11 protein-coding genes are annotated in these 11,912 nt (G+C 66.1%); 4 read left to right on the top strand and 7 right to left on the bottom strand.

Annotation, left to right across the window (positions count from 1 at the left end; genetic code table 11):
- Positions 1-3 precede the first annotated feature (3 nt).
- The gene (locus ROH8110_RS05730) at positions 4-954 is read right to left on the bottom strand and encodes a phosphotransferase (RefSeq protein ID WP_085816677.1); all 951 of its coding nucleotides are present in this window, start codon (positions 952-954) and stop codon (positions 4-6) included.
- A 105-nt stretch (positions 955-1,059) separates the two neighbouring features.
- Here ROH8110_RS05730 and ROH8110_RS05725 point away from each other — a divergent pair, with 105 nt between their 5' ends.
- The 3 genes from ROH8110_RS05725 to dxs are packed head-to-tail and all read left to right on the top strand — an operon-like array spanning position 1,060 to position 4,132.
- Entirely contained in the window at positions 1,060-1,302 is a 243-nt protein-coding gene (locus tag ROH8110_RS05725) for an exodeoxyribonuclease VII small subunit (RefSeq protein ID WP_085817031.1), read from the top strand.
- Positions 1,303-1,307: 5 nt separating this feature from the next.
- Positions 1,308-2,174, top strand: a complete 867-nt coding sequence (locus ROH8110_RS05720) for a polyprenyl synthetase family protein (RefSeq protein WP_085816676.1) — start codon at positions 1,308-1,310, stop codon at positions 2,172-2,174.
- A gap of 29 nt (positions 2,175-2,203) precedes the next feature.
- Positions 2,204-4,132: a 1-deoxy-D-xylulose-5-phosphate synthase gene (dxs, locus tag ROH8110_RS05715; protein ID WP_085816675.1), complete on the top strand. Its 1,929-nt coding sequence runs from the start codon at positions 2,204-2,206 to the stop codon at positions 4,130-4,132.
- A 118-nt stretch (positions 4,133-4,250) separates the two neighbouring features.
- Here dxs and ROH8110_RS05710 read toward each other — a convergent pair whose 3' ends face one another.
- The 5 genes from ROH8110_RS05710 to ROH8110_RS05690 form a co-directional block, all read right to left on the bottom strand.
- Entirely contained in the window at positions 4,251-5,555 is a 1,305-nt protein-coding gene (locus ROH8110_RS05710; RefSeq protein WP_085816674.1) for a branched-chain amino acid ABC transporter permease, read from the bottom strand.
- Entirely contained in the window at positions 5,552-6,562 is a 1,011-nt protein-coding gene (locus ROH8110_RS05705; RefSeq protein ID WP_085816673.1) for a branched-chain amino acid ABC transporter permease, read from the bottom strand. Before ROH8110_RS05705 ends, ROH8110_RS05710 begins: the two co-directional genes overlap by 4 nt.
- Positions 6,563-6,614: 52 nt before the next feature.
- The gene (locus ROH8110_RS05700; protein WP_085817030.1) at positions 6,615-7,331 is read right to left on the bottom strand and encodes an ABC transporter ATP-binding protein; all 717 of its coding nucleotides are present in this window, start codon (positions 7,329-7,331) and stop codon (positions 6,615-6,617) included.
- Between the two features lie 111 nt (positions 7,332-7,442).
- Positions 7,443-8,225, bottom strand: a complete 783-nt coding sequence (locus tag ROH8110_RS05695; RefSeq protein ID WP_085816672.1) for an ABC transporter ATP-binding protein — start codon at positions 8,223-8,225, stop codon at positions 7,443-7,445.
- Between the two features lie 130 nt (positions 8,226-8,355).
- Positions 8,356-9,546, bottom strand: a complete 1,191-nt coding sequence (locus ROH8110_RS05690; RefSeq protein WP_085816671.1) for an ABC transporter substrate-binding protein — start codon at positions 9,544-9,546, stop codon at positions 8,356-8,358.
- Between the two features lie 161 nt (positions 9,547-9,707).
- On the opposite strand from ROH8110_RS05690, the gene ROH8110_RS05685 reads away from it, so the two are divergent.
- Positions 9,708-10,796, top strand: a complete 1,089-nt coding sequence (locus ROH8110_RS05685) for a PQQ-dependent sugar dehydrogenase (RefSeq protein ID WP_085816670.1) — start codon at positions 9,708-9,710, stop codon at positions 10,794-10,796.
- A gap of 86 nt (positions 10,797-10,882) precedes the next feature.
- On the opposite strand, the gene ROH8110_RS05680 is transcribed toward ROH8110_RS05685, so the two are convergent.
- A complete protein-coding gene (locus ROH8110_RS05680; protein WP_085817029.1) occupies positions 10,883-11,887 on the bottom strand; it encodes a GlxA family transcriptional regulator in 1,005 nt (334 codons plus the stop codon).
- Between the last annotated feature and the right edge of the window lie 25 nt (positions 11,888-11,912).

The following is an 11,912-nucleotide window of genomic DNA, read 5'->3' as shown; positions in this document are numbered from 1 at the left end:
CGCCTAGATCTTGCGCAGGTCTTCGAGCAGCGCTTCGTACATGGCGTGGGCGCGGCGCACTCGCGAGCGTGTCATGTCGGCATGCTCGACCCGGATCAGCGCCTCGATTCCCAGCATGAAGGGCAGGATCAGCCGCCGCTCGGCCTCGGTCATCGCGAAGGTCTCGCTGAAGGCCTCGATCATCGCGCCATCCACCCCCAGAACGCGCGACCCCGACGGGATCAACCCGCGCCGTCCCATATGCATCAGGAACCGTGCCATGTCCTTGTAGATCGGCATCCGCGCAGAGCCGCCATTGTCGATCCCGGTCATGCGCGCGCCGTCCACGATCAGGTTGTTGGGATGAAAATCGCCGTGGCAGATCGCCGTGCGCCAGTCCAGCCCCTCGATCCGGGGCAGCAGCCGCGCCAGTTCTGCAAGGATCGGGCGCTCCAGCCTGTGCAGCTTGGAGAAGGGTTGTTTGGCGGCGGCGCGCTCGGCCCGCTTGAGCCAGCCTTCGGGCTTGGCGGGCCACCAGCTTTCACTGCTTTCCGTGTAACGGCGCAGCCAGCGCGCTGCCGGGATGATCAGTGCCTCGCGCTCTTCAAGCGGGCTTTGCCAGACCAGCGCCATCAAGGGCGTGCCGGCGATGAATTCCACTGCGACCAGCCCGAATTCAGGCGCATGGTAGAGCGGCGCATTGACCGTGTGGTCGTCATCGCGCATCCCGGCATGGACGCGCTGCAATTCGACCCATTCGCGCCCGGCCACACCGTCCTGCGGGCTGTGAAAAACACGCCAGATGCATTCCCGGCCCTGCACCGTTCCGCGGCAGATGGCGCGCTTGCCCGGCACATGGCGCAGCATCTCGCCCAGTTCCGCTCCCTCAAGCGCGGGGTCCGCCTTGACAGCCGCCTCGAACCGCGCGGCCAGCGCGATCATCGCATCCATCTCGGGAATGTCGGGTTTCGTCATGACGACAACAATCCTTCAGGGCCGGGGGGGGCGTCAACCGAATTGAACCCCGCCAGCGCCCCGGATAAGGTGGCCGCACAATTCCTCAGCCAACAGGATGCCAAAATGACAGACTCGCCGGTTTCCGAAATGTCGTTCGAAGATGCCATGAAGGAGCTGGAGCAGGTCGTCTCGACGCTCGAGCGCGGCGATGTGGCGCTCGAGGAATCGATCAAGCTCTATGAACGCGGCGCGGCGCTCAAGACCCGCTGCGAGGCCAAGCTGAAGGAAGCCGAGGAAAAGGTCGCCGCGATCACGCTCGACGCCGACGGCACCGCCACCGGAACGACACCCGCCGAAGGTCTCTGAACCCGATGAACAGCCAAGGCGCAGGTCAGGCCGCGCGTGTCCATGCCCATCTCGAAGCCGTGCTTGAACCGTTCGGCGATACACCGGTCGTCGCGGCGATGCGCTATGCGGTCGCGGGCGGCAAGCGCATCCGCGCGCGTCTCGTGCTCGAAGGCGCGCGGCTTCACGGAATTCCGGAGACGCGCGCTGTCTGGCCCGCCGCCGCCATCGAGGCGATGCATGCCTACAGTCTCGTGCATGACGATCTGCCCTGCATGGATGACGACGATCTGCGCCGCGGTCAGCCCACGCTGCATGTCAAATGGGACGAGGCCACCGCCGTGCTGGCCGGGGACGCGCTGCAATCGCTGGCCTTCGAGCTCGCCGCCCATCCCGAGGGCGCCGCGACGGACCATGCGCGCGCCGACCTCGCGCTCAGCCTTGCGCGCGCTGCAGGCGGGCAGGGGATGGTGCTGGGGCAGGCGCTCGACATCGCCGCTGAAACCGCATCGAGCGCGCTGACGCTCGATGAAATCACCCGGCTCCAGGCGGGCAAGACCGGGGCGCTCATCGAATGGGCGGCCTGCGCCGGGCCGCGCATGGCGGAGGCCGACACCGGCCCGCTTGCGGCCTATGCCGGGGCGCTCGGGCTGGCCTTCCAGATTCAGGACGACGTGATCGACGTGACCGGCGATGCGGATGCCGCGGGCAAGGCCGTCGGCAAGGACGCCGCCGCCGGCAAGGCCACCTTCGTGTCGCTGCTGGGGCTCGATGCCGCGCGCGCCCGCGCTCATGCCCTTGTCGAAACGGCCTGCGATGCCCTATCTCCCTACGGAGAGGACGCCGACAGCTTGCGGGCGCTCGCCCGCTTCGTTATCTCGCGTCATAGCTGAGTCTTGCCCCAAGGAGGGCGCCTGCCATCATGTCCGAACGCCCCGTCACGCCGCTTCTGGATCAGGTCGCCACGCCGGCCGATATCAAACAGCTGTCCGACAGCCAGCTGGTCACCCTGGCCGACGAGCTGCGCGCCGAGACGATTTCGGCCGTGTCGGAAACCGGCGGCCACCTGGGCGCGGGGCTGGGGGTGGTGGAACTGACCGTTGCGCTGCATGCGGTGTTCGACGCGCCGCGCGACAAGATCATCTGGGACGTGAGCCATCAAAGCTATCCCCACAAGATCCTGACCGGGCGGCGCGACCGCATCCGCACCCTGCGCCAGAAAGACGGCCTTTCCGGTTTCACCAAGCGCAGCGAAAGCCCCTATGACCCCTTCGGCGCGGCGCATAGCTCGACCTCGATCAGCGCGGCGCTCGGCTTTGCCGTGGCGCGCGATCTGGGCGGCGCCTGCGAGACCGGCCTTGGCGACGCCATCGCGATCATCGGTGACGGAGCGATGTCGGCGGGCATGGCCTTTGAGGCGATGAACAATGCCGGGCACCTGAAGAAACGGCTGATCGTCGTGCTCAACGATAACGAGATGTCGATCGCGCCGCCGGTCGGGGCGCTGTCCTCCTATCTTTCTCGGCTCTATGCGGGCGAACCGTTCCAGGAATTCAAGGCCGCCGCCAAGGGGGCGGTATCGCTGCTGCCGCCGCCCTTCCAGGAAGGCGCCAAGCGCGCCCGCGACATGCTGAAAAGCATGACCGTCGGCGGCACCCTCTTCGAGGAGCTCGGCTTCAGCTATGTGGGGCCGATCGACGGGCATGACATGGAGCAGCTTCTGCCGGTGTTGCGCACCGTCCAGGCGCGCGCCAGCGGGCCGACGCTCATTCATGTCTGCACCCGCAAGGGCAAGGGCTATGGCCCGGCGGAAACCCGGCGCGATGGCGGCCATGCCACCGGCAAGTTCGACGTGGTGACCGGCGAGCAGAAGAAAGCCCCCTCGAACGCGCCCAGTTACACACGGGTTTTCGCCGAGGCGCTGCTGGATCACGCGGCGCAGGATCCGCGCATCTGCGCGATCACCGCCGCCATGCCGGACGGCACCGGGCTTGACCTTTTCGATCAGCGCTATCCGTCGCGCTGCTTTGACGTGGGCATCGCCGAGCAACATGCGGTGACCTTCGCCGCTGGGCTTGCAGCCGCGGGGATGCGCCCGTTCTGCGCGCTCTATTCCACCTTCCTGCAACGCGGCTATGATCAGGTCGTGCATGACGTGGCGATCCAGCGCCTGCCGGTGCGCTTCGCCATCGACCGCGCCGGCCTCGTGGGTGCGGATGGCCCGACCCATGCGGGCGCCTATGATATCGCCTATCTCGCCAACCTGCCGGGCTTTACGGTCATGGCCGCCGCCGACGAGGCCGAACTCAAGCATATGGTCGCCACCGCCGCCGTCCATGACAGCGGGCCGATCGCCTTTCGCTACCCGCGCGGCGAGGGCGAGGGCGTCGAGATGCCCGCGCAGGGCACACCGCTCGAAATCGGCAAGGGCCGCATGATCCAGAAAGGCGGGCGCGTCGCGCTCCTGTCCTTCGGCACGCGCCTTGGCGAGGTCATGAAAGCCTCCGAGGCATTGCGCGCACGCGGCATCACTCCCAGCGTCGCCGATGCGCGTTTCGCCAAACCCCTCGATGCCGAGCTGATCCTCGATCTCGCCGCGCGGCATGAGGCGCTCATTACCATCGAGGAAGGCGCCATCGGCGGTTTTGGCAGCCATGTCGCGCAGCTCCTGGCCGAAAACGGCGCCTTTGACGAGGGGCTCAGGTTCCGCTCGATGGTGCTGCCCGACATATTCATCGATCAGGCCAGCCCGGCGGACATGTATGCCGCCGCCCGCCTCAACGCCGTCGATATCGAAGCCAAGGTGCTCGACACGCTCGGGATCGCCCGGATGTCCAGCCAACGCGCCTGACGCCAGCGCCGGACGCCTCCGGCGGGGGAGTATTTGAGGCAAGATGAAGCTGCGCGCCGCTGCCTTCATCTGGCGGAAAATACCTCGGGGGTCCGGGGGCCGCGCCCCCGGTTCCGGCCTATCGTTCGGGGATCAGCCCGCGCGGGCTGAAGCGCAGCACAAGCAACAGCAACAGCCCCATCGTGAACAGCCGCATATGCGCCGCGCTGCCCAGCAGATGCGCCTTCAACGCGCTGTCCTCGGCCAGCGGCGCGGTGATCATCTGCATCAGCCAATAGCCCATCGGCTCGACCTGGACCCAGAGGAACCAGATCAGGAACCCGCCCAGCACGGCGCCGAAATTGTTGCCCGAGCCGCCCACGATCACCATCACCCATATGAGGAAGGTGAAGCGCAGTGGCTGGTAGGAGGTCGGCACCAGCTGCCCGTCAAGCGTCGTCATCATCGCCCCCGCGATGCCGCAGACCGCGCTGCCCAGGATGAAGACCTGAAGATGGCGCCGGGTCACGTCCTTGCCCATCGCCTCGGCGGCAGTCTCGTTGTCGCGGATCGCCCGCATCATCCGCCCCCAAGGGCTGTTGAGCGCCAGTTGCGCCGCCAGCAGGATCACCAGCAGCACCACCGAGAACAGCCCCGCATAGCCCAGCTTGACCGCCAGCGACGATGACGTGACCGGATCGAGGCCAAAGCCCTGCACAGTCTCGACAAAGCCCGGATCGTTCTGCAGGTCGATCTCATAGGGCAGGGGGCGCGGAAGGCCGTTCACGTTCTTGACGCCCCGGCTCAGCCAGTCCTCGTTCTTGAGCACGGCTAGGATGATCTCGGCGATACCCAGCGTGGCGATCGCGAGGTAATCGCTGCGCAGCCCCAGCGCCGCCTTGCCGATGATCCAGGCTGCGCCGGCCGCAAGCAGGCCGCCCACCGGCCAGGCCAGCAGCACCGGCAGGCCCAGCCCGCCGAGATATCCCGTACCCGCCGGGTTCACGGCCTCCACCGCCTCGACGCCCGGATCGAACACCGCGCGATAGACAAAGAAGCCGCCGACAAGGACCACCAGAGTCACCAGCGCACGCGCCCGCCCCGGCCGCATCGCGCGGCGCAGAAGCACAACCGCCACCAGCAGCGCCGCGCCCGTCGCCAGCCCCGCCAGCACCCGCGCACCGCCTGCGGCCCAGGCCTCGCCCACCGGCGGCATCGCCACCAGCACCGTCGCCAGCCCGCCAAGCGCCACGAAGCCCATGACACCCACGTTGAACAGTCCCGCGAAACCCCATTGCAGGTTGACCCCCAGCGACATGATCGCCGAGATCAGACCCATGTTGAGGATCAGCAGCGCCGTGTTCCAGCTCTGGAACAGGCCGGTGAACACGATCAGCCCCGCGACCAGCGCGAAGAGGGCGGTTTTCTTCATCGTCTCGCTCATACCGCTTTCCCCCGGAACAGGCCCGTCGGGCGGAACAACAGCACGATCAGCAGGATCACGAAGCTGACCGCGAATTTGTAATCGGTGCTCAGAAGCTGCACCAACCCTTCAGGCTCCAGGCTCTCGGGCAGGGCATAGCCCAGAACCTTTTTCCAGGCATAGGTGATCGTCACCTCGCTGAAGGCGATGACGAACCCGCCGGCAATGGCGCCGATCGGATTGCCGAGCCCGCCGACGATGGCACTGGCGAAGATCGGCAGGAGCAGCTGGAAATAGGTGAAGGGCTTGAAGCTCTTGTCGAGCCCGTAGAGAACCCCCGCCACCGTCGCCAGCGCCGCCACGATCAGCCATGTGATCATCACCACCCGATCCGGGTTGATCCCCGACAACAGCGCCAGGTCCTCATTATCGGAATAGGCGCGCATGGACTTGCCGCTGCGGGTGCGGTTGAGGAACCAGAACAGCAGCGCCACCACGATCACCGCCGTGATCACGGTGATCCCCTGCGTGGTCTTGATCGCCAGCCCCTCCTCAAGTCCGGTCATGTCCTTGAATGTCCGCGCCGAGACGATGAACCGCTCGCCATCGGCGAAACGCTGGTCGCCGGGGCCGATGATGAAGCGCACAAGCCCGTTCATGATGAACATGACGCCGATCGACACGATCACGAGGATCACGGGCTTGGCTTTCTGCGCGCGGTAGAACCGATAGACCGCCCGATCCGTCACCAGCACCAGCGCCATGCAGCCGAGTATCCCCACCGGCAGCGCCAGCAATGCCGTCGGCAACGGTCCCAGCGACACGCCCATTGCCTGCAGACCCCATGTCGCCAGCACCGTGACCATCGTGCCGAAGGCCATCGTGTCGCCATGCGCAAAGTTGGAGAACCGCAATATCCCGTAGATCAGCGTCACCCCCAGCGCCCCCAGCGCCAGCTGGCTGCCATAGGCGATCGCCGGCACCAGTACGAAATTCGCAAGCGCGACAATGGCATTGAGCGCATCCATCAGGTATCCCCCCCGCGGCGCACCGCGCCTGGCTCTCTGATCCACATCCGCTTCATCCTCCCAGGAAACTGCGCCGCACGTCGGGATCGGCCAGCAACTCCTTGCCGGTGCCGGTATGGGCATTGGCCCCCTGTACCAGCACATAGCCCTTGTCGGCGATGGCCAGCGCCTGGCGGGCATTCTGCTCGACCATCAGCACCGGAAGGCCGGTGCGGGCGATCTCGATGATCCGGTCGAACAGCTCGTCCATCACGATCGGGCTCACCCCCGCCGTCGGCTCGTCCAGCATCAACACCTTGGGCTTCGTCATCAGCGCGCGCCCCACGGCGACCTGCTGGCGCTGGCCGCCGCTCAACTCGCCCGCCGCCTGGCGGCGCTTGTCGCGCAGGATCGGAAAGAGATCGTAAACCTGTTCCATCGTCTCGCCGATATCATCCTCGCGGATGAAGGCCCCCATCTCGAGGTTCTCCTCGACCGACATCGAGGCGAATATGTTCTGGTTCTGCGGCACGAAACCCATGCCCTTGCGCACCCGCTCCTGCGGGCTCAGCGCGGTGATGTCCTCACCATCGAGCCGCACCGCCCCGCGCCGCAGGCTGAGCATCCCGAAGACCGCCTTCATCGCCGTGGACTTGCCCGCACCATTGGGGCCGACGATCACCGCGATTTCGCCCGGTTCCACCGCCACGGTGCAATCATGCAGGATATCCGGCCCCGACTTGCCGTAGCCGCCGGTCATGTTCTCACCGATCAGGAACGCTTCAGCCATGCGCATGGCTCCCGTCTTCTTCTGTTCTCAAATATCCCGGGGGTCTGGGGGCAGAGCCCCCAGCCGGTCGCCCGGAACGGGCGAAACCCTTGATCGCCGGCGCGACCCGCCTCATGCGCCCACCATGTCGCGGTTCTTGAGGCCGGTGCCCAGATAGGCCTCGATCACATGCTCGTTGGCCTTGATCTCCTCAAGGCTGCCCTCGGCCAGCACCTTGCCCTCGGCCATGCAGATCACCGGGTCGCAGATCCGGCCGATGAAATCCATGTCATGCTCGATCACCACGAACGTGTAGTTCCGCTCGCGGTTCAGCTCGAGGATCGCATCGGCAATGGTGTTGAGCAGGGTGCGGTTCACCCCGGCGCCGACCTCGTCCAGAAAGACGATGCGCGCATTGACCATCATGGTGCGTCCAAGCTCCAGCAGCTTCTTCTGCCCGCCCGAGATTTCACCCGCGCGCTGATCGGCCAGATGCTCGATCGTCAGGAACTCCAGCACCTCGTCGGCCTTGGCACGCAGCGCGCGTTCCTCCTCGGCGATGCGCTTGCGCCCGAACCATGTGTTCCACAGCTGCTCACCCGACTGCCCGCCCGGCACCATCATCAGGTTCTCGCGGCAGCTCATCGAGGAAAATTCATGCGCGATCTGGAAGGTGCGCAAGAGCCCCTTGGCGAACAGATCATGCGGTGCCAGTCCCGTGATATCCTCGCCCGCCATGGTGACGCGCCCGGACGTGGGTTTAAGAACGCCTGCGATCACATTGAAAAGAGTTGTTTTTCCGGCGCCGTTCGGTCCGATCAGCCCGGTAATCGTGCCCTCGCGCACGCTCAGGCTCGCGCCATCCACCGCGTGGAATCCGCCGAAATGCTTGTGCAGGTTGTCGACCCTGATCATCGCGTGTCCGTTCCCCTTCCGGCCGCACCGCTCGCCCTGGCATGTCTCGCCGATGCCGCGGAGGCCTTTTATTGGAACAGCCCGGGGAGTCCATCCCCGGGCCGCTCTTTTTCATCTCAGGCGTGGCCGATCAGCGATAGCCGGCAGTGGTCAGTTTACCACCCTCGATCAGGATCTCGCGGTAGGACCCCGCGCTCTCGCCGCCGCCGATCAGTTCGACATCGGTCGCGCCGACATAATCGATATCGCCGCCACCCGCGAGGATCTCGAGACCCTTGGCCAGCTCACCGGGGAAGATCTGCTCGCCGGGCGCATTGGCCACGTCCATGATCTTGCCCTTGTAGTCGCCCGGCTCGACCGACCCGGCCGCCTGCATCGCCAGCAGGATCAGCGCCGCCGCGTCATAGCTTTCACCGACATAAGGGCTGGTGCCGTCGATGCCTGCGGCCGTGGCCATCTCCAGCATCTTGTCGGCGCCTTCGCTCTCGGTGCCCGGCACGGTGCCGATGGACCCGTCGATTTCGGACCCGAACGTATCCTCGAGCGCGCTGCCGATCATCCCGTCAGGCAGCACGAAGGTATCGAACGCCCCGGCATCGAGCGCGGCGCGAATGACGCCCGGACCGCCCTGGTCGACATAGCCCGCGACGACCAGCGCATCGCCGCCTGCCGCGGCCAGCGCGCCCACTTCGGCCGAGTAATCCGCCTTGCCGTCCTCATGCGCGGCGGTGGTGGTCACCTCGCCGCCCGCGGCCTCGAAGGCGGCGCTGAAGCTGTCGGCCAGCCCCTTGCCGTAATCGTTGTTGGTGTAGGTCACGGCAACCGATCCGATCCCGCGATCCATCAGCACATTGGCCAGAACCTCGCCCTGGCGCGCATCCGACGGTGCCGTGCGGAAGAACAGACCCTCATCCGCCGCATCCGACAGCGCCGGCGAAGTGGCCGAGGGCGAAATCATCACCATGCCGTTGGGCACGGCGACATTGGACAGGACCGCGCCGGTCACGCCCGAGCAATCCGCCCCCATGATGCCCTTCACGCCGACCGCGGTAATCAGGCGCTCGGCGGCGGCGCTGGCCGCGCCTGCGTCGATACAGGTCGAATCGGCGCGCTCCTGCGTCACCGTCATGCCATCGAGCAGCTTGCCGCTTTCGCTGACTTCGCTGATCGCCAGTTCCGCACCGCCCGCCATATGCGGGGTGAGGGATTCGATCGGGCCGGTAAAGCCGAGGATAATGCCCAGCGTGACATCTTCGGCGCTCGCGGCACTCGCGCCCACGCTCAATGCTGCGGTGGCGGTTGCCATCAGAAGTTTCTTCATTCTCTGTCTCCCAGTCAGAATTTCGGTCCGAACCGGACCGTATCCCGCCCACGCCGAAAAGCAAGAGGATTAGCGCGCAAGAGTGCGCTTGCAGCCATTGACCCAAGGGCAGGTTGCACCAACATCATGGGATGTCGCCCCCAGCACGATAAGGAGCCACGATGATCCGTCACGCCGCTGTCTGCCTTTTCGCTCTCGGCCTCGTCGCGACGCCCCACGGCGCGCAGGCGCAGACCGGGCTGTCGATCACCCCCGTCGCCGAGGGGTTCGACGCGCCCTGGGCCATCGGCTTCCTGCCCGATGACAGCATTCTCGTCACCGAACGCGGCGGGCGCCTCTGGCGGCTCGCCGATGGAATGCGCCACGAGATCACCGGCATCGGCGATGTCGCGGTCACGGGGCAGGGCGGGCTGCTCGATGTGCTGGTGCCGCGCGATTTCGCGCAGACCCGCGCGCTCTATTTCACCCATGCGAAGCCGCAGGGCGCGGGCGCGGGTACGGGGGTGGCGCGCGCCACGCTTTCCGAGGACGGGCGCAGCCTGACCGATTGGCAGGTGATCTGGGAAATGGAGCCGGGCAGTTCGGGCAGCCGCCATTTCGGCTCGCGCATCGTCGAGGCCCCCGACGGGCATCTTTTCGTCACCATCGGCGAACGCGGCGACCGCCCCTCGGCGCAGGATCTGTCGCGCCAGAACGGCTCTGTCATCCGCATCGCGCGCGACGGCACCCCGCCCGCCGATAATCCCTTTCAGGGTCAGGGCGGCACGCAGCCCGGCATCTGGTCCTATGGCCATCGCAACCCGCAGGGCGCGGCGCTTGATTCGCAAGGGCGACTCTGGGTCGTCGAACACGGCGCGCGCGGCGGCGACGAGGTGAACCTGATCGAGAAAGGCGCCAATTACGGCTGGCCGGTGATTTCCTACGGCACGCATTATTCCGGCGCGAAGATCGGCGAGGGCACATCGAAACCCGGCATGAAGCAGCCCGCCTTCTACTGGGATCCCTCCATCGCGCCCTCCGGCATGACGATCTACACGGGCGCGCTCTTCCCCGACTGGCAGGGCGACATCCTTGTCGGCAGCCTCAAGTTCGACCATATCGCGCGGCTCTCGGGCGACCCCCTGCGCGAGGTCCAGGAAATCAGCACCCCCGAAACCGTGCGCGTGCGCGACATACGTCAGGGCCCCGACGGCGCGATCTGGTTCCTCTCGGTCGGGCAGGGCACGCTTTACCGCATGACCCCCGACTGAGGCACCGCCACGCCTTTCACTGTTCAGGAAATACTCCGGGGGAGTCGCGCCCTGGCGCAGCGGGGGCAGCGCCCCCTCTTGTCCGCTCAGACAGACAGGCGCGCCGACTGTGCACCGCGCTCACGATAGGGCGTGGTGTTGTAATGCGCGCGATAGCATTTCGAGAAATGCGACGGGCTTGCGAAGCCACAGGCCAGCGCGACGTTGATCACCGTCATGTCGGTCTGCATCAGCAGGTTGCGCGCCTTCTGCAGGCGCAGTTCCATGTAATAGCGTTTGGGACTGCGGTTGAGATAGCGGCGAAACAGCCGTTCCAGTTGCCGTGTCGACATGCCCACGTCCTTCGCAAGGATCGACGGGCTGATCGGCTCCTCGATATTGGCCTCCATCATCTGGATCACCTGGCTCAGCTTGGGATGGCGCACACCGATCCTTGTCGGCACCGACAGGCGCTGCGTGTCCTGGTCGGTGCGGATCGAGGAATAGATCAACTGATCGGCCACCGCATTGGCCAGCTTCTCGCCATGCTCGTCGGCAATCAGCTTGAGGAACAGGTCGATCGAGGATGTCCCCCCGGCCGTGGTCATCCGGTTGCCATCCACCACGAAGACCGACTTGGTCAGTTCGACCTCATCGAATTCCTCGGTGAAACTGTCGTGGTTTTCCCAATGGGTCGTCGCGCGCTTGCCCTCCAGAAGTCCCGCGCGCGCCATCACGTAGGCGGCGGTGCACAGCCCCGCGATCTTGAGCCCGCGCCGTGCCTCCCGGCGCAGCCAGCTCAGCATCCGCTTGGTGGTCGCATGCTGCACATCCGCGCCGCCGCAGATCACGATCGTATCCTCGCGCCCCAGTTCATCAAGCCCGATATCGGTCTCGAACACCGCGCCCGCCGAACAGCTGACACGCGCATCCGGCGCCTCGCAGGCCAGCTTCCAGGCATAAAGCTCCTGTCCCGACATGCGATTGGCGATCCGCAGGCTGTCGACGGCGGCGGCAAAACTCAGCAGGGTGAAATTGTCCAGCAGCACGAACACGAACCGGCGCGGGGCCTTTGGGGCGTCGACGGGGACGGTCTGTGGTCCTGCCTGCATCATGCTGGGGCTCCTTGCCAGTGCG

This window comes from Roseovarius halotolerans (assembly GCF_900172255.1).
GTDB classification, from domain to species: domain Bacteria; phylum Pseudomonadota; class Alphaproteobacteria; order Rhodobacterales; family Rhodobacteraceae; genus Roseovarius; species Roseovarius halotolerans.
Note: the sequence above shows the minus strand (reverse complement) of the source record. Positions and strands in the feature narration are given on the sequence as shown.

Bases quoted from the DNA above. Each gene is read 5' to 3' on its own strand.
- dxs (WP_085816675.1), top strand. From the start codon at position 2,204: ATGTCCGAACGCCCCGTCACGCCGCTTCTGGATCAGGTCGCCACGCCG.
- ROH8110_RS05730 (WP_085816677.1), bottom strand. From the start codon at position 954: ATGACGAAACCCGACATTCCCGAGATGGATGCGATGATCGCGCTGGCC.
- ROH8110_RS05685 (WP_085816670.1), top strand. From the start codon at position 9,708: ATGATCCGTCACGCCGCTGTCTGCCTTTTCGCTCTCGGCCTCGTCGCG.
- ROH8110_RS05710 (WP_085816674.1), bottom strand. From the start codon at position 5,555: ATGAGCGAGACGATGAAGAAAACCGCCCTCTTCGCGCTGGTCGCGGGG.
- ROH8110_RS05695 (WP_085816672.1), bottom strand. From the start codon at position 8,225: ATGATCAGGGTCGACAACCTGCACAAGCATTTCGGCGGATTCCACGCG.
- ROH8110_RS05680 (WP_085817029.1), bottom strand. From the start codon at position 11,887: ATGCAGGCAGGACCACAGACCGTCCCCGTCGACGCCCCAAAGGCCCCG.
- ROH8110_RS05725 (WP_085817031.1), top strand. From the start codon at position 1,060: ATGACAGACTCGCCGGTTTCCGAAATGTCGTTCGAAGATGCCATGAAG.
- ROH8110_RS05720 (WP_085816676.1), top strand. From the start codon at position 1,308: ATGAACAGCCAAGGCGCAGGTCAGGCCGCGCGTGTCCATGCCCATCTC.
- ROH8110_RS05705 (WP_085816673.1), bottom strand. From the start codon at position 6,562: ATGGATGCGCTCAATGCCATTGTCGCGCTTGCGAATTTCGTACTGGTG.
- ROH8110_RS05700 (WP_085817030.1), bottom strand. From the start codon at position 7,331: ATGGCTGAAGCGTTCCTGATCGGTGAGAACATGACCGGCGGCTACGGC.
- ROH8110_RS05690 (WP_085816671.1), bottom strand. From the start codon at position 9,546: ATGAAGAAACTTCTGATGGCAACCGCCACCGCAGCATTGAGCGTGGGC.